This is a genomic window from Mesorhizobium sp. M0058, assembly GCF_040323095.1.
GTDB lineage: Bacteria > Pseudomonadota > Alphaproteobacteria > Rhizobiales > Rhizobiaceae > Mesorhizobium.
Map to the genome: position 1 here is coordinate 124,375 of NZ_JAMYUQ010000010.1, position 16,498 is coordinate 140,872.

The window sequence follows — 16,498 nt, forward strand, 5'->3', positions numbered from 1 at the left end:
GTGCGGCTTTCCGGCCTTCGCCGCCGTGCTTGCCATTCTGTGGCTGATAGTGGCAAGCCGGCAATCAGCTCTTAGACGGTCCGTCTAGCTAGTCTAGTTCTTTTCGCCGCCTTCAGGGCGCGCGTCATTCTGCTGGAATCGCCCCAGGTGGACAGCCAGATCAGCACGTCCGTGGCGATCGAAATCAGCGACCGTAAAAAGTTCAGCGCCGGGCCGGGCGATTTCAGCTGCTCTTCGGCGTGATGGAGATGGGCGAGCTCTTCCTCGCGGATCGCCAGGATGATGCCTTGCAAGTCGTGGTCGCGATTGGCGAGGAAAAACAGCTGATCGTCCAGATGGCGATGCACCGCCGCTTCAACCGCCGCCGTGCAGGCCCAGATGCCTTGCGGACCGAGCAGGGCGGTGACAGAACCCAGCAGCCAGCCACCCCAGCTCCAGAATTGCATCACCCGGCACGGTCGCGCCTTCCGCGCCGGCATGGCGGCACGGAAGGCGGCGCAATGCGTGCGCTCGTGCCCGAGCATCTCCGACAAGGATGGCACGCAATCCGGCCAGAAGCGCCTGGCGACAAGAATCTGCGCCGAATAGATCCTGATCGCACCGAACTCACCGGCGTGGTTGACCCTGACAATTCTGGCGATGGTGAGCGCGTCCTGGCGAGATGGGTCAGCCATGGCCCGAACCCATATCAGCCCGCCGCCAGGCTCGGACGTTTTGCGATGCCGTCCCACCAGGCCTGGATGTCGGCGAACGCCGCAAGCAGCTTTTGCCCGTCGGCGACCTTGACGAAATAGGCGATGATGGATGCCGCATGCAGGTCGGCCAGCGTCAGCTGGTCGCCGAGCAGCCACGGCCCGGGAGGCTTGAGTGCGGTGAGCACCCGCAGCACCGTTTCCGCCTGGCGCAGCCCGTTGGCGACCAGTGCCTCGTCTGGCGCTTCCTTCTCAAGCCGCTCGACGGCGACGTCCCAGACCATCGATCTGTAGGCATAGGCGTCGAGCATGCCGATGATCTGGTTCATCGTTGCGCGGGTGCGGGCGTCTTTTGGCTGCAGTGCCGGGCCGTCGAACGCCTCGTCGACATAGCGGGCGATTGCGCTGGTTTCGAACAGGCGAAACCCGTCATGCTCGACGGCCGGAATGCGGCCGAAAGGGTGATGCTCGAAGTACCAGGCGGGAGTGCCCTCGGCGGCAAAGACATCGACCGGCACAAGGTCGTAGTCGATGCCTTTTTCCGCCAGCACGAGGCGGACGATGCGCACATAGACGCTGTAGTCCGCCCCGTAGACGACCGGCTTGGCCATGGCTGCCGGCTTACGCCATCGCCTTCTGCAAATTCTCGTCGATCTTGTCGAGGAAGCCGGTGGTCGACAGCCATGGTTGGTCGGGACCGATCAAGAGCGACAGGTCCTTGGTCATGAAGCCGCTCTCAACCGTCTGGATGCAGACCTTCTCCAGCGTGTCGGCAAACCGCTTCAACTCGGCATTGTCGTCGAGCTTGGCGCGGTGGGCGAGGCCACGCGTCCAGGCGAAGATCGAGGCGATCGAATTGGTCGAGGTTTCCTCGCCCTTCTGGTGCTGGCGATAGTGGCGCGTCACTGTGCCGTGCGCGGCCTCCGCTTCCACCGTCTTGCCGTCCGGCGTCATCAGCACGGAGGTCATCAGGCCGAGCGAGCCAAAACCTTGCGCCACCGTGTCGGACTGGACGTCGCCGTCATAATTCTTGCAGGCCCAGACATAGCCGCCAGACCATTTCAGGGCGGAGGCCACCATGTCGTCGATCAGCCGGTGCTCGTACCACAGCTTCTTCGCCTTGAACTCGGCCTCGAATTCAGCCTCGTAGACCTCCTGGAAAATGTCCTTGAAGCGGCCGTCATAGGCTTTGAGGATGGTGTTCTTGGTCGAGAGATAAACCGGATAATTGCGCAGCAGGCCGTAATTCAACGAGGCGCGGGCGAATTCGCGGATGGAGTCGTCGAGATTGTACATCGCCATGGCAACACCGGCGCCGGGTGCGTCGTATACGTCGTGCTCGATCACCTTGCCGTCCTCGCCGACGAACTTGATGGTCAGCTTGCCCTTGCCGGGGAAGCGGAAGTCGGTGGCGCGATACTGGTCGCCGAAAGCATGACGGCCGACGATGATCGGCTTGGTCCATCCCGGCACCAGACGCGGCACGTTCTTCATGATGATCGGTTCGCGGAAAATGGTGCCGCCGAGAATGTTACGGATGGTGCCGTTCGGCGACTTCCACATCTTCTTCAGCTTGAATTCCTCTACGCGCTGCTCGTCGGGCGTGATCGTCGCGCATTTCACGCCGACGCCCCATTTCTTGATGGCATTGGCCGAATCGATGGTCACCTGGTCGTTGGTGGCGTCGCGGTGCTCGACGCCGAGGTCGTAATATTCGAGCTTCAGGTCGAGATAAGGGTGGATCAGCTTGTCCTTGATGAACTGCCAGATGATGCGGGTCATCTCGTCGCCGTCGAGCTCGACGACCGGGTTCGCCACCTTGATCTTCGCCATGAAAAGAATGCCTCGCTTTTGGGGAACAAAACGGCCTCGCCCGCATGGCTTCGGCCGGGTATGCGGAGCGTATATCAAAGCCTATTTGGCCGCGCAAACGACCATCCGTGCAGAATGGGTCGTCTGTGCCGCGACCGGTGTTTGCAAAAGCTTCATTTTGCCGAGCGGATGTGGCAGGGAACGCTGAAATGCCGCAAACAGCAGTTCATTGAGATCATGTCCGCCGTCGATCATCCTGAAAACGCATCCGCCGCCGCGCCGGCGATCATCCTGGTCGAGCCGCAGCTCGGCGAGAATATCGGCATGGTTGCGCGCGCCATGGCCAATTTCGGCCTTGCCGAGTTGCGTCTCGTCAATCCGCGTGACGGCTGGCCGAGCGAGAAGGCGCGCGCCGCCGCCAGCCGCGCCGACCATGTCATCGATGCCGTAACAGTGTTCGGCGACCTGGCGTCCGCCGTCGCCGACCTCAACTTCGTCTTCGCCACCACGGCGCGCGAGCGCGACGGCTTCAAACCCGTGCGTGGTCCGGTCGAGGCGGGCAGGGCGCTCAGGGCGCGTCAGATAGCCGGCCTGCGCACCGGCATCTTGTTCGGCCGCGAGCGTTTTGGGCTCTACAATGACGAGGTCGGGCTGGCCGACGAGATCGTCACCTTCCCGGTCGATCCCGGCTTTTCGTCGCTCAACATCGCCCAGGCCGTGCTGTTGATGTCCTATGAATGGATGAAATCCGGCCTGGAGGACGAGACGGCGACTAATTTCTCCAGTCCTGAAATGAAGCCGGCGAGCAAGGAAGAGTTGCACGGCCTGTTTGCCTATCTCGAAGGCGCGCTCGAAGCGCGCGGTTATTTCCGCCCGGCGCCCAAGAAACCCAAGATGGTCGACAATCTGCGCGCCGTCTTGACGCGCGCCGGTTTCGCCGAGCCGGAACTGAAAGTGCTGCGTGGCATCATCTCGTCGCTCGACCGGTTTTCGCCGGCCATGCCGCGCGGTGACGGCTCGCCGGGAGACGATCCAAGGCGTTTGCCGGCCGCTGCGCGAAAACGCCAGGCAGACAAAGAAGATTAGAAATCGCTAAGCTTCGAACGGCTGAAGTAACCGAATTTTATTTGCCTCTCGTCCATTGTTGTCAAAACGGTGTGGTGGCAAATGTTCACGTCCAAAATCGGCCGTATGCGCTTCTTCTTCTATTCGCTCGGCGTAGCCCTGCTCGAGGCCATTCTTGCTGTGCTGTACATCGTTGGCACGATCGGCTTTGAGGGGCTGGTCAACTCGGCGCCCGGTCCATCGCGGCAAGGCATGGCAGGCGCGGTTCTGATAGTTTCCCTCCTGGCTGTGGTCATGCGTGCCAACATCGCCTGGCGACGCAGCCGCGACGCCAACGGCAAAGCCTGGATCCTGTGGTCCTACATCGTGTTCTGCGCCATCTACGCCTTTCTGCAGGCAGGCACGCTGCTGGTCATCGATTTCAACAATCCGGAAAGCACGTCCAGCGGTTTGAACCTGCTTGCGCTGTCGATCTTTGGCCTTTGGTGCACGATCCTGGTGGCTAAGCCGGTGGCGGGCATCAATATCGACGAACTGACATCGGTTTTCGATTTCGATGGCGATACGCCCATGCCTGGGGGATCCGGCCGGATGGCCAGCAGCACGGCACAGTCTTCCATGCGCAACGCCACACCGGCCACGCGCTCGGTGCCGTCCGCCCAGCCTATGGGCCGCCCGCGGCCCGCCGGCTTCGGCAAGCGCGGGCTCTAGGCCGAGGCAAGGTCGTCTTCGCCGGCTTTGCATAGAACTTGCTGACATTCGCCACTTCAAGACCATGATGGTTGCAGATAGAAGAACGGCATTGGCCAATGACCGCCAAGCCTTCTGATCCAGCCTCTTTCATGGTCCGATATCAATGAGCCACCGTCCGATCCTGATGTTCGATTCCGGCGTTGGCGGATTGACCGTGCTGCGCGAAGCGCGCGTGCTGATGCCCGACCGGCGCTTCGTCTACGTCGCCGATGACAAGGCCTTTCCCTACGGCGCGTGGGAAGAGCCGGCGCTGCAGGCCCATATAGTCGAGCTCTTCGCCAAGCTGCTCGACCGTTTTGATCCGGAAATTTCGGTCGTCGCCTGCAATACCGCTTCGACGCTGGTGATCGATGCGTTGCGGGAAAAATTCCCTGACCATCCCTTTGTCGGCACGGTGCCGGCAATCAAGCCGGCGGCCGAGCGCACCCGGTCCGGGCTGGTCTCGGTGCTGGCGACGCCGGGCACGGTGAAGCGCCAGTACACGCGCGACCTGATCGGCAAATGGGCGCAGAAATGCCATGTCCGGCTGGTCGGCAGCAACAATCTCGCCGGACTGGCCGAGGCCTACATGCGCGAGGGCTTTGTCGACGAGGAGGCCGTGCGTGCCGAGATCGCACCGTGTTTCGTCCAGCATGACGATTTGCGCACGGACATCGTCGTGCTCGCCTGCACGCACTATCCGTTTCTGGCCAATCGCATGCGCAAGACCGCGCCCTGGCCGGTCGACTGGATCGACCCGGCCGAAGCGATTGCGCGGCGTGCTCTGTCGCTGCTTCCGGCTGTCGACGGACCATTGCCGCAAAGCGAGCCCGACATCGCCGTCTTTACCTCGGGAAAGGCGGATTTCGCCATCAGCCGGCTGATGCAGGGTTTTGGATTGAGCGCGCGCTAATGCATGTCGCCCAAAAGTGCGCAGCGGTTTTGGGACAACGACATGCATAAAACGAAAAACTAAAGCGCGTCGCCGACGCGCTTTAGGCAGGCTCGAAGACAATGACGCGTCGATCCGGATCGGCCGAAACAAGCCTTAGCGTCAGGCCATCGCCCTGCCTGAACCCTGAGGCCTTCACATTCGCAACGACAGGCATGTCCGAGAGCTGAACGCGCACACGCCGATCACCGACGTCGGTGACGACGGCCTTGAATGTTTCACCCATGCGCCCCCTCAGCATCACCGCCTCGGCAAGGTCGATGGCCGCGTGGTTGATCTGCGAGGCGCGGGCGCCTGCGCGGCCCATCACCTTCGGCAGTCTGGAAAACGCCTCGGTAACGGCTTGCGGCACCGGCTGGCCGTTGACGATGGCCAGCACGCATCGCACGACATAGCGATCGGCCAGCCGCCTCAGGGGTGCGGTGGCGTGGGCATAGGTCGCGGCCATCGCCTCGTGCCAGGGGACAACGCCTTCTTCATAGGGCTGGTAGGACGCACCGGAGCCGGCGCGGCGGATTTCCAGCATCAGCGCTGCCTGTTGCATGTTGGCAGGATCGAGGGTTCGCTGATAGTCGGGCAGGCTGGTCGAAGGAGGCCAGGACAGGCCTAAGGCCCGTGCCGCGCTGCGCAGTCTTTGCACTTTGGAAGCATCGGGCGGCGCCATCACCCGAAACAAGCCGGTCCGGTGTGCCAGCATGGCGTCGGCAATCGCCATGTTGGCGGCCAGCGAAAGTGCTGCGTTGTCTTGCTCGGATTGCAGCAGCGGTCTGAACGCAAGCTGGAATGTGCCATCGGCAAGCTGTTCCACCTCCTGCTCGGGCGGGTCGACGCGCGAAGCGCCGCGACGGTCTTCGGCCGCCGCCATGCGCCGCGCGATTTCGGCGAAGCCGACTGGGACGTCGGCGGCCTGCACGCTGTCATAGGCGAGCTTGGCGCGGCTTTGAATGATTGCCCGCTCCGCGCCATCCAGCCTTACCGCTCCGTCGTCGGCGATCCGGACCGTGAAGATGACAGCCGGACGCGGACCGCCGGGCAGCAAGCTCGCGGCGCCCTCGGCAATGACCCGGGGATAGAGCCCGGCCTTGCCGTCCGGCAAATACAGGGTTTCGCCCCGCGCCCAGGCTTCGCGATCCACCGCGTCGCCGTCTGCGACGAACCAGGCTACGTCGGCGATGGCATAGTGCAACAGAAGGTCGCTACCGCTCGCTTCGATCGAAAACGCTTGGTCAAGATCGGTGGAAGCCGCGGGATCGAGCGTCACGAAGGGCATCGCCGTGCGGTCGGCATGCTGGTCGGGCACGCACCTGGCCGCCGTCTGTGCCATGACCACTACATCAGGGGGAAATCCCTCCGGCACATGGAACTCGGTGCGGATTTTCGCGAGGCCGGTGGCGAGTGCCTGCGAGGGATCGTTCAACGATTTCATGGCGCCGTCCTACACCGGCGTTGCGGGCACGGGAAGGTGGTTTTGCCGGCAGTGCCGGCCGACCATGGGCAGGCATGAGCGCGGAACGGAAGTTGACCGCCAGCGCTGGAACCGTCGCCGGAGCGCAACGTTTCCTCCTCTGGCAAAGGAGGAGCCGATATGCCTGCAACCTCAAAAGCACAGCAAAAGGCCGCTGGCGCAGCCCTGTCGGCCAAGCGCGGCGAGACCAGGAAGAGCGAACTTCAAGGCGCGTCGAAGTCGATGTACAATTCGATGAGCGAAAAGCAGCTCGAGGAATTCGCAGAGACCAAGCGCAAAGGCCTGCCGGAGAAGAAATCGGCAGACTGAAACATTGAACCGAGTCGATAAACAAAGCCCGTGGCCGAAACCACGGGCTTCTTCGATTCAGGCCAAGCCCGAAACTCCTGACGTCACCAGCAGCGCTTCACCTTGTAGCGGATGACCTTCTTGTGGCCATGCCGCCAGATGACCTTCTTCTTCACCACGACATGGCAGGTCTGACGATGCTTGTGGCCCTGCCAGTGCTTGGCCATCGCTGGCTCGGGCACGGCGATCGACATCGTCCCGGCCATGACGGCTGCACCGACCAACGAGAGGAAAAACTTCTTCATGCGACTTCGGGCTCCTTTGGCTCCAGTCCCTTCCTAAATGCCGTCGGCGCAACAACCTCCCGCCGCATCCGGCACGGCACTCAACGCCAAAAGACGTGATATGGTTGCCGGGCCCAGCGCCAGCGACGCGCTTGACTCTGCTCAAATCTCCGTTTATCGAGCGCACCAACACCGGGCCGCAATGCCCGGTTGTTTCTTTTGCATGGCAAGCCCGGGAAAGCAGGTTTATCGTTTCCTGGGTTTTGTCTAGACTGACGTGTCCCGTGGGTTTTCCGCCGCGTTGCGTGGGAAAACCCTGTCAGGCCTCGAAAACGGAGGCCAGAGGAGGGCGCGTTTCCTTCACCCGGACCATGAGGCTCCGGGTGGTTTGTTTTGAAAGGGAATGCGATGAGCAAGCGCGAATCCGCGAAGTACAAGATCGACCGCCGTCTCGGCGAAAACATCTGGGGCCGCCCGAAGTCCCCGGTCAACAAGCGTGAATACGGCCCCGGCCAGCACGGCCAGCGCCGCAAGGGCAAGCTTTCCGATTTCGGCCTGCAGCTGCGCGCCAAGCAGAAGCTGAAGGGTCACTATGGTGATGTCTCCGAAAAGCAGTTCCGCAAGGTCTATGAAGAGGCTGATCGCCGCAAGGGCGACACCTCCGAGAACCTGATCGGCCTGCTCGAGTCGCGTCTCGACGCGGTCGTCTACCGCTCCAAGTTCGTGCCGACCATTTTCGCGGCTCGCCAGTTCGTCAACCACGGCCACGTCAACGTCAACGGCAAGCGCGTCAACATCGGCTCGTACCGTTGCAAGCCGGGCGACGTCGTCGAAGTGCGCGAAAAGTCGAAGCAGCTGGTCATCGTGCTGGAAGCGGTCGGCCTCGCCGAGCGCGACGTGCCGGACTATATCGAAGTCGATCACAACAAGATGGTCGCGACCTTCTCGCGCATCCCCGGCCTGGCCGACGTACCGTTCGCCGTGCAGATGGAGCCGAACCTGGTCGTCGAATTCTATTCGCGCTGATCGATCGCTTTCTGCGATACCGGAAAGGGCCGCCCGTCGAGGCGGCCTTTTCTTTGTCGGCCATGTCCGCTAATCCGGCACTCTCGGCTATGGAAAGCGACAAGCCATGAACATGCTGGCAGACATCGAAACAGTTGAACCGATTGCTGAAGGCGGCTTCCATCCGCTGTTTGCCGACGTGCCGTCTTCCGTCGAGTTCAACAAACTGCGCAAGCGGCTGTTGCGGTTGACCCGTCAGGCGGTCGATGATTTCGCCATGGCGAGGCCCGGCGACCGCTGGCTGGTGGCCTTGTCCGGCGGCAAGGATTCCTACGGGCTGCTGGCCGTGCTGCTCGATCTCAAATGGCGCGGGCTGCTGCCGGTCGAGCTGCTGGCCTGCAATCTCGACCAGGGCCAGCCGAATTTCCCGAAGCACATTTTGCCCGATTACCTCGATGCGCATCGCATTCCCCATCGCATCGAGTATCAGGACACCTATTCGGTGGTCACCGACAAGCTGCCTCAGGGCAGCACCTATTGTTCGCTGTGCTCGCGGCTGCGGCGCGGCCATCTCTATCGCATCGCGCGCGAGGAGGGCTGTTCGGCGCTGGTGCTCGGCCACCACCGCGAGGACATTCTCGAAACCTTCTTCATGAATCTAATCCATGGCGGCCGCCTTGCCGCCATGCCGCCAAAGCTGCTCAATGACGACGGCGACGTCATGGTGCTGCGGCCGCTGAGCTACTGCGCCGAGGTCGATCTGGAAAAATTCGCGGCCGCTATGAAATTCCCGATCATTCCCTGCGATCTCTGCGGCAGCCAGGAAGGCCTGCAGCGCAACGCCATGAAGGCGATGCTGGACGACATGGAAAAGCGCATGCCGGGCCGCAAGGACACGATGCTGCGCGCGCTGTCCAACACCAGGCCGTCGCATCTGCTTGACAGAAAGCTGTTCGACTTTGCCGCCCTCAATGGCAGCCTCAGCACAGGACAAGACGTTTCCGATGATATTTGACGACCAAGCGATCGACTGGCTGGCCGAGCTTCTCGCCGATGCAGCCAGGGCCGAAATCATGCCGCGCTTCCGCCGGCTGGGCGAGGGTGACATCAGGCAGAAAACCTCGGCCGCCGACCTGGTGACCGAGGCCGACATCAACGCTGAGCGGCTGATCACGGCCAGGCTGCGCGAGCGCTATCCCACGGCGATGATCGTCGGCGAGGAAGCCTGTTCCGACAGTCCGGCGCTGCTTCAGGGGCTCGGCGATGCCGACCTCGCCTTCGTCGTCGACCCGGTCGACGGCACCTTCAACTTCGCCTCCGGCGTGCCGCTCTTCGGCGTCATGCTGAGCGTCGTCGTCAAGGGCGAAACCGTCGCCGGTATCATCCATGACCCCGTAGGCCGGGACTGGCTGATCGGCGCCAAGGGCGCCGGCAGCCATATCCGCCATGCGCATGGCGCGCTGGAGACGGTGCATGTCGCCGATGCCGTGCCGATCTCGCAGATGACCGGCTCCGTCTCCTGGCAATATCTGGCGGAACCGCAACGCTCGCTCCTGGCGCGCAACCAGACCAAGACCCTGTCGCAGTTCGGCTATCGCTGCGCGGCACATGAATACCGTCTTCTGGCCAGCGGCCATGCCCATTTCGTCGTCTACAACAAACTGATGCCGTGGGACCATCTGGTCGGTGTGCTGATCCACGCCGAGGCCGGCGGCTACACCGCGCGGATCGACGGCAGCGCCTATCTGCCCTCGCATATCGACGGCGGCATTCTTGTCGCCCCGGACAAGGAAAGCTGGCAGGAGTTGCGCAGGGAACTCTGGGCGCAATAATCGGTCCAACTGCTGGTAGAGGCTTTCGTCAAGTATATTGGCTCTGTTATAGTGTCCAATCTCTCGCGAAGTCGGAAGCTGCGAAATGAAACATCGGTCCGCAATTGTTGCAACGGCGCTTGCACTTGCCTTGGCCGCCGCTGGCGCCACTGAGGCAAGATCGCAGGAACGCGCGTGCGGCAGTCGCGATCCCGTCGATACCATAGACGAGATGTTTTCCGCGATCTTTGCCTGTTGGCAGCCGCCGCCTGGAAGTGCTGGCATGACCCTGACGCTGAGTTTCTCAATTCGCAAAAACGGCACGCTGATGGGCAAACCGCGCGCCACTTTCTCCCATATGGGAGATGATGCCTCGCTCAACCGGGTCTTTGTGTCATCCGTGCTCGAAGCTCTCGACAAGGCTCTGCCGATGCCTCTTTCGGACAGCATGGGTGGCGCCATCGCAGGGCGCCCGCTGTTCCCTCGTTTCACGGCAGTGATTGGCGGCGCATCCTGAAACGCGTCGCTTGAAGGTGGCTGCGGTCTGAGACAAATAAAACTCGTAGCGCAGAACAGTTGCTCAATGCAGGTCGGTGACGTGCCCTGAAATGGGTGGGTTGTGCGGCTGGAACATCTTGCCGCGCTCGGCGATCAGGATCATCAGCAGGGCCGCGACCGAGACGCTGCAGAAGCCGGCGGCAAGCGGCGTCACCGTGCCGTTGAAGGCCTGGCCGATCAGCGTGCCGAGGATGCCGCCGAGAAAAGTCTGCATGAAGCCCAGGATGGACGACGCGGTGCCCGCCAGTTGGCCGAGCGGCTCCATCGCGAGCGCGTTGAAATTGGCGCCGAGCGCGCCGAACGGGAGCATCGCGCTGGCGAAGAAGGTGATGAACAGCCAGAGTGGCATCTTCATTTGAAGCGAAACGGTGAGCCAGGCAAGGCTGATCACCAGGAACAACAGCAGTGCGCTCTGCGACAGGCGGCGCATGCCGATGCGGCCGACCAGGCGCGAGTTGAGGTAGTTCGAAAAAGCGAGAACGCCGGCGACACCCGCGAAGATGACAGGAAACAATTCGCCGACATGAAAAATGTCGACATAGATCTGCTGTGCGGAGGCGATGAAGCCGAACATGGCGGCGAAAATGAAGGTGCTGGCAAAGGCGTAGCAAAGCGCCATGCGGTTGGTGAGCACGATGCGGAAACCACCGACGACGGATGAGACTGTCAGCGGCCGGCGGTACTCCGGATGCAGCGTCTCCGGCAGCCGCAGCAGCGACCACGCCGACACGATCAGCGCTCCGACGGCCATGGTGACGAAGATCCAGTGCCATGTTGCGAACAGCATGATGAACTGGCCGATCCCAGGCGCGATCACCGGGATGGCCATGAACACCATGAAGATCAGAGACATCACCTCGGCCATGCGCCGACCGTCGAACGTGTCGCGCACGATCGAGACGGCGATGACGCGGGTCGCCGCCGCACCGATGCCTTGCACCAGCCGGCACAGCAGCAGGACGGCGAATGACGGGGCGATGGCGGCAGCTGCCGCCGCCACGACATAAATCGCCAGCCCGGCAACGAGCGGCGCGCGGCGCCCGAACCGGTCCGAGATCGGTCCGAAGAAAAGCTGTCCGCCACCGAAGCCCAATATATAGGCGGTGATCACATACTGGCGGTGGTTTTCATTCTCAACGCCAAGCGTGGCGCCGATTTGCTGCAGTGCCGGCAGCATGATGTCGATGGCCAGCGAGTTCAACGCCATCAGTGCCGCGCAAAGCGCGATGAATTCCCAGCGCGGAATAGGCAATTTGCGTGCCTGTTGCGGCGCTTTTGCTGGCTGGTCCACGGCGGGTCCGATCTTCAAAACGAATATGCGCCGGCATGCCGGCGCATAAGTTCGTCCTCACTCCGATAGGGGGAGGTAACATTTTGCCGGGGCGGGGCTGCCCCGTCTCAACTCAGAATCAGGCTGTCGCTTTGACGCTGACGCCCTTGTCGACGAGCAACGTCTGCAGCTCGCCCGCCTGGAACATTTCGCGGATGATGTCGCAGCCGCCGACGAATTCGCCCTTGACGTAAAGCTGCGGGATCGTCGGCCAGTTCGAATATTCCTTGATGCCTTGGCGCAGTTCGGCCGAGGTCAGCACGTCGACGCCCTTGTAGTCGGCGCCGATGTAATCGAGGATCTGGACGACCTGGCCGGAAAAGCCGCACTGCGGAAAACCGGGCGTGCCCTTCATGAAAAGGACGACGTCGTTGCCCTTCACTTCGCTGTCGATGTAGTCGTTGATGCCGCTCATGAGATATCCTTTCACGCCTGTGGGAGTCAGGCTCGAAGCATAGCCATCAAATAAACCCATAGATGGGCCGAAACAAGATGTTTGCGCCGCCGTCGCGGAAATGGCGCAAAGGATCGCCTGTCTTGGGCCAAGCATCCCTGCCGATTGCAGCCTCCGGGACATGATGAAAAGACGATATGGCGCCGCCCTTCTGATCGCCATCCTGCTGGCCGCGATTGCCGTTGTCTGGTGGCCGAGACGCCCGGAGCCGCCGCCGCTGGTCATTGGCGGTGACCTGCCCGCGCCTTGCCGGAATGTCGCCTTCGAGGCGGTGACCTATGTCGTCTGCACGGTCGACCTGCGGACCTACAACCTCGCTGTCTTTCACGTCGGTGCCGACGGCAAGCCCTTCGGCTCGCTGGAGGCCTTCGGCAAGGCGGTTGCGGGCGAGGGGAGGCCGGTGCTGCTCGCCATGAATGGCGGCATGTATCACGAGGATTTGTCGCCGGTCGGCCTGCTGGTCGAGAACGGCAGCGAAAAGTCGCCGCTCAACCTTGCCGATAGCGAAGGTAATTTCTTCCTGAAGCCGAACGGCGTCTTTCTGGTCGGCAAGGACGGCAAGGCGGCTGTCATGGAAAGCAACGCCTATGCCGCCGCCAAACCCGATGTCGCCTTCGCCACGCAGTCGGGCCCGATGCTGGTGATCGATGGCCAGATTCATCCACGCTTCGAGCCGAACGGAACCTCGCGCTACGTCCGCAACGGCGTCGGCGTGCGCGATGAAAACACCGTTTTGCTGGCGATCTCGCGGTCTGAGGTAAGTTTCGGCAGCTTTGCGCGGCTGTTTCGCGACGCGCTACAATGCCGCAACGCGCTGTTCCTCGACGGCGCGGTCTCCGCGCTGTCGGATGGCGACAGGATGATTGTCGGCGGAAGATATCCGGCAGGGCCGATCATTGCCGTGTTGGCAAGCCAGCCGCCGACGCGCTAGGCCAGCCTGGCGTCAGTCCGGCACACTGGTCTGCAACGCCAGCGCGTGCAGCACGCCGCCCATATTGCCCTTCAGCGCATCATAGACCATCTGGTGCTGCTGGACGCGGCTCTTTCCGCGGAAGCTTTCGGCCACCACTTCGGCTGCATAGTGATCGCCGTCACCGGCGAGGTCGCGGATCGTCACCTTGGCGTCCGGAATGCCGTCCTTGATCAGTTTTTCGATGTCGTGGGCATCCATTGCCATGGCAAAATCCTGTTCTGGGCGGCTAGGCACGAGTGACTCGGACGGCAGCCTAAAGCCTTTCTGGTCCGGGTTGAAGCCGTTCTGTCGGCGACGCAGTGTCTAAGGGCCATCCTGCCGCGGGTGAACCACACCATCTTCTGTAATGTCGTCGCGGGTCGAGAACCCCCGGCCAAGGCTGAACACCAGGACATAGAGCGGGATGTTGAGCGCCAGGGTGATAATCGGGAGATAGCTGGTCATCTGCCACAAGGGCGAAAAGAATGGTTGGCCATAGCCGTCGCAGATCAGCGATGACCCGTATTCCCACAGCGCGCCGGTAATGACCGCAATGGCAAATAGCTTGATGCAGGTGGCGACATGCCTTGCGCGCGCCGGGTTCGGCAAAAGGCGGCTCCACAGCACCAGGCAGACGATGGGGATCGCATAGATCAGACTTTGCAAGGCCAGCATCTGCAGTGTGCCATTGGCCGCCTCAAGGAACTGGTCACGCCTTTCCAGCAGCGGACAGACCTCGCTCGAGGTCGTCGACAGCAGGAAAAAGACGAACGGCCCGAGGAACCAGAAGAAGAACAGCGACGGCCAGAAGACGACTGCGATCAGCGTCCGGGCTGCCAGGCTGGTCAACTGGACTTGTCCATGAAGTTCGGGAACCAGCCTTCGTGGGCAGCGGTCAATTCGCTGACCGGGATCGCCCTGGCATCGCCGAGCTTCACTTCGTTTCCACCGGTCGAGCCGATCCATGGCGCAAAGATGCCGAGCCTGCTCTGTTCGTCGCGGATGGCGTCCCATTCCTTGCTCTGCGGATCGACGGACAGCGTCAGCAGGTAGCGGCCCTGGTCTTCGCCGAACCAGACCGGGATCGGGTCGGTGCCGGCGAGCCCCGGAATGGTGGCGCCGATGCCGGACGCCATCGCCATTTCGGCCAGGGCTATCGCCAGGCCGCCATCGGAAAGGTCATGCGCCGCGGTCACGACGCCCGACGCGATCAGCGCGCGCACATGGTCGCCGACGCGCTTTTCATGGGCGAGGTCGACGGGTGGCGGCGGCCCGTCGGTCCGACCGTGAATGTCTCTGAAATAGGCGGACTGGCCGAGATGGCTGCCCCAGCTTGGGGGCGCGCCGACCAGCAGGATCATCTGGCCCTCGGCGGCAAAGCCGATACGGGTCATCTTCGACCAGTCGGCAATCAGCCCCACGCCGCCGATGGTCGGCGTCGGCAGGATACCTTGGCCATTGGTTTCGTTGTAGAGCGAGACATTGCCCGACACGATCGGGAAGCCGAGCGCCCGGCAGGCATCGCCAATGCCTTTCACCGCGCCGACCAGTTGGCCCATGATCTCAGGCCGTTCCGGATTGCCGAAATTGAGGTTGTCGGTGGCCGCCAGCGGCAGCGCGCCGGTGGCGGTGAGGTTGCGCCAGCATTCGGCCACCGCCTGCTTGCCGCCTTCGTACGGGTCGGCCTCGCAATAGCGCGGCGTGACGTCGGAGGAGAAGGCGAGCGCCTTGGTCGGATGTCCTTCGACGCGCACCACGCCGGCGTCGCCGCCGGGAAGCTGCAGCGAATTGCCCTGGATCAGCGTGTCGTACTGCTCCCACACCCAGCGGCGCGACGACAGGTTCGGCCCGCCGAGCAGTTTCAACAGCGCATCGGCAACGTCGGCCTTCGGCGCATCGCCGGCTGCGAGCGCCGCCGGCTTCTTCGGCTCGACCCAGGGGCGGTCATATTCCGGCGCCTTGTCGCCAAGGTCCTTGATCGGCAGATTGGCGACCTCGTCGCCCTGATGGATGACGCGGAAACGCAGATCGTCGGTGGTCTTGCCGACGATAGCGAAGTCGAGGCCCCATTTGTGGAAGATCGCCTCGGCTTCCTTTTCCTTCTCGGGGCGCAGCACCATCAGCATGCGCTCCTGACTCTCCGACAGCATCATCTCATAGGCGCTCATGCGCTCTTCGCGCACCGGCACCTGGTCGAGGTGAAGCTCGATGCCGAGGTCGCCCTTGGCGCCCATCTCGACCGCCGAACAGGTGAGGCCGGCCGCACCCATGTCCTGGATGGCGATGACGGCGCCAGACGCCATCAGCTCAAGACAGGCTTCGAGCAGGCATTTTTCGGTGAAGGGATCGCCGACCTGCACGGTCGGGCGCTTCTCGTCGATCTTGTCGTCGAACTCGGCCGAGGCCATCGTGGCGCCGCCGACGCCGTCGCGGCCGGTCTTGGCGCCGAGATAGACGACCGGCAGGCCGACGCCCTTGGCTTCCGACAGGAAGATCGCATCTGTCTTGGCGAGGCCGGCGGCAAAGGCGTTGACCAGGATGTTGCCATTGTAGCGGGCGTCGAAATTGACCTCGCCGCCGACCGTCGGCACGCCGAACGCATTGCCGTAGCCGCCGACGCCGGAAACCACGCCGCTGACAAGGTGCCTGGTCTTGGGATGGTCGGGTGCGCCGAAGCGCAGAGCGTTCATCGCCGCAATCGGCCGCGCGCCCATGGTGAAGACGTCGCGCAATATGCCGCCGACGCCGGTCGCCGCACCCTGGTAGGGCTCGATGTAGGAGGGATGGTTGTGGCTCTCCATCTTGAAGACGACGCAGTCGCCGTCGCCGATATCGACCACGCCGGCGTTCTCGCCCGGACCCTGGATGACCTGCGGCCCGGTGGTCGGCAGCGTGCGCAGCCATTTCTTCGAGGATTTGTAGGAGCAGTGCTCATTCCACATCGCCGAGAAGATGCCGAGTTCGGTAAAGCTCGGTTCGCGCCCGACCAGATCGAGGATGCGCTGGTATTCGTCGGGCTTCAGCCCATGCGCGGCTATGAGTTCCGGGGTAATCGGCACGGAATTGGAAATGGTCATGGGCGGCGATTGGTGTCCATG

The 16,498-nt window shown here is 62.6% G+C and carries 20 protein-coding genes; 9 read left to right on the forward strand and 11 right to left on the reverse strand.

Going from position 1 to position 16,498, the window contains the following annotated elements; all coding sequences use genetic code 11:
- Positions 1–71 precede the first annotated feature (71 nt).
- From NKJ75_RS18680 to NKJ75_RS18695, 4 genes are all read right to left on the reverse strand, one after another.
- Positions 72–674 (reverse strand): demethoxyubiquinone hydroxylase family protein, encoded by a 603-nt coding sequence (locus tag NKJ75_RS18680; protein ID WP_023684870.1) that lies wholly within the window; start codon positions 672–674, stop codon positions 72–74.
- A 14-nt stretch (positions 675–688) separates the two neighbouring features.
- Positions 689–1,303, reverse strand: coding sequence for a glutathione S-transferase family protein (locus NKJ75_RS18685; RefSeq protein ID WP_023684871.1), 615 nt, complete (start codon positions 1,301–1,303; stop codon positions 689–691).
- A gap of 10 nt (positions 1,304–1,313) precedes the next feature.
- Complete coding sequence (locus NKJ75_RS18690; protein ID WP_023669114.1) at positions 1,314–2,525, reverse strand: NADP-dependent isocitrate dehydrogenase; 1,212 nt, start codon at positions 2,523–2,525, stop codon at positions 1,314–1,316.
- Between the two features lie 81 nt (positions 2,526–2,606).
- Positions 2,607–2,759, reverse strand: a complete 153-nt coding sequence (locus tag NKJ75_RS18695; protein ID WP_023756448.1) for a hypothetical protein — start codon at positions 2,757–2,759, stop codon at positions 2,607–2,609.
- On the opposite strand from NKJ75_RS18695, the gene NKJ75_RS18700 reads away from it, so the two are divergent.
- The 3 genes from NKJ75_RS18700 to murI all read left to right on the forward strand — a co-directional run bounded on the left by NKJ75_RS18700 (position 2,742) and on the right by murI (position 5,214).
- Entirely contained in the window at positions 2,742–3,590 is an 849-nt protein-coding gene (locus tag NKJ75_RS18700) for an RNA methyltransferase (protein WP_023716001.1), read from the forward strand. The genes NKJ75_RS18695 and NKJ75_RS18700 overlap by 18 nt on opposite strands.
- A gap of 81 nt (positions 3,591–3,671) precedes the next feature.
- Positions 3,672–4,280, forward strand: a complete 609-nt coding sequence (locus tag NKJ75_RS18705) for a DUF805 domain-containing protein (protein WP_023834172.1) — start codon at positions 3,672–3,674, stop codon at positions 4,278–4,280.
- Positions 4,281–4,425: 145 nt separating this feature from the next.
- On the forward strand, positions 4,426–5,214 hold the full coding sequence (gene murI, locus NKJ75_RS18710; RefSeq protein WP_352500032.1) for a glutamate racemase: 789 nt from the start codon (positions 4,426–4,428) through the stop codon (positions 5,212–5,214).
- A gap of 82 nt (positions 5,215–5,296) precedes the next feature.
- Here the strand turns inward: murI and NKJ75_RS18715 are convergent, their stop codons facing one another.
- Positions 5,297–6,679, reverse strand: a complete 1,383-nt coding sequence (locus NKJ75_RS18715; protein WP_023834171.1) for an RNB domain-containing ribonuclease — start codon at positions 6,677–6,679, stop codon at positions 5,297–5,299.
- A gap of 159 nt (positions 6,680–6,838) precedes the next feature.
- On the opposite strand from NKJ75_RS18715, the gene NKJ75_RS18720 reads away from it, so the two are divergent.
- Positions 6,839–7,027, forward strand: coding sequence for a DUF3008 family protein (locus NKJ75_RS18720; RefSeq protein ID WP_023684876.1), 189 nt, complete (start codon positions 6,839–6,841; stop codon positions 7,025–7,027).
- A gap of 83 nt (positions 7,028–7,110) precedes the next feature.
- Here the strand turns inward: NKJ75_RS18720 and NKJ75_RS18725 are convergent, their stop codons facing one another.
- Complete coding sequence (locus NKJ75_RS18725) at positions 7,111–7,311, reverse strand: hypothetical protein (protein WP_023684877.1); 201 nt, start codon at positions 7,309–7,311, stop codon at positions 7,111–7,113.
- 387 nt (positions 7,312–7,698) lie between these two features.
- On the opposite strand from NKJ75_RS18725, the gene rpsD reads away from it, so the two are divergent.
- The 4 genes from rpsD (at position 7,699) to NKJ75_RS18745 (ending at position 10,623) form a co-directional block, all read left to right on the forward strand.
- Positions 7,699–8,316, forward strand: a complete 618-nt coding sequence (gene rpsD, locus NKJ75_RS18730; protein WP_023669107.1) for a 30S ribosomal protein S4 — start codon at positions 7,699–7,701, stop codon at positions 8,314–8,316.
- A gap of 106 nt (positions 8,317–8,422) precedes the next feature.
- A complete protein-coding gene (ttcA, locus tag NKJ75_RS18735) occupies positions 8,423–9,310 on the forward strand; it encodes a tRNA 2-thiocytidine(32) synthetase TtcA (protein WP_023690199.1) in 888 nt (295 codons plus the stop codon).
- Positions 9,300–10,127, forward strand: a complete 828-nt coding sequence (locus tag NKJ75_RS18740) for an inositol monophosphatase family protein (RefSeq protein ID WP_023690198.1) — start codon at positions 9,300–9,302, stop codon at positions 10,125–10,127. Before ttcA ends, NKJ75_RS18740 begins: the two co-directional genes overlap by 11 nt.
- Positions 10,128–10,212: 85 nt before the next feature.
- Entirely contained in the window at positions 10,213–10,623 is a 411-nt protein-coding gene (locus NKJ75_RS18745) for a UCP034077 family protein (RefSeq protein ID WP_023669104.1), read from the forward strand.
- A gap of 63 nt (positions 10,624–10,686) precedes the next feature.
- Here NKJ75_RS18745 and NKJ75_RS18750 read toward each other — a convergent pair whose 3' ends face one another.
- Entirely contained in the window at positions 10,687–11,955 is a 1,269-nt protein-coding gene (locus tag NKJ75_RS18750; RefSeq protein ID WP_023684881.1) for a multidrug effflux MFS transporter, read from the reverse strand.
- Positions 11,956–12,073: 118 nt separating this feature from the next.
- Positions 12,074–12,409: a Grx4 family monothiol glutaredoxin gene (gene grxD / locus NKJ75_RS18755; RefSeq protein ID WP_023669102.1), complete on the reverse strand. Its 336-nt coding sequence runs from the start codon at positions 12,407–12,409 to the stop codon at positions 12,074–12,076.
- A 160-nt stretch (positions 12,410–12,569) separates the two neighbouring features.
- Here grxD and NKJ75_RS18760 point away from each other — a divergent pair, with 160 nt between their 5' ends.
- Positions 12,570–13,379 carry a phosphodiester glycosidase family protein gene (locus NKJ75_RS18760; RefSeq protein ID WP_023706456.1) on the forward strand — a complete coding sequence of 270 codons (810 nt, stop codon included), beginning with the start codon at positions 12,570–12,572 and terminating at the stop codon, positions 13,377–13,379.
- Positions 13,380–13,391: 12 nt separating this feature from the next.
- Here NKJ75_RS18760 and NKJ75_RS18765 read toward each other — a convergent pair whose 3' ends face one another.
- From NKJ75_RS18765 to purL, 3 genes are all read right to left on the reverse strand, one after another.
- Positions 13,392–13,625, reverse strand: a complete 234-nt coding sequence (locus NKJ75_RS18765) for a BolA/IbaG family iron-sulfur metabolism protein (RefSeq protein WP_010909092.1) — start codon at positions 13,623–13,625, stop codon at positions 13,392–13,394.
- 99 nt (positions 13,626–13,724) lie between these two features.
- Entirely contained in the window at positions 13,725–14,249 is a 525-nt protein-coding gene (locus NKJ75_RS18770) for a hypothetical protein (RefSeq protein WP_023706458.1), read from the reverse strand.
- Entirely contained in the window at positions 14,246–16,477 is a 2,232-nt protein-coding gene (gene purL, locus NKJ75_RS18775; RefSeq protein WP_023706459.1) for a phosphoribosylformylglycinamidine synthase subunit PurL, read from the reverse strand. The genes NKJ75_RS18770 and purL overlap by 4 nt, the downstream gene beginning before the upstream one ends.
- Positions 16,478–16,498 lie beyond the last annotated feature (21 nt).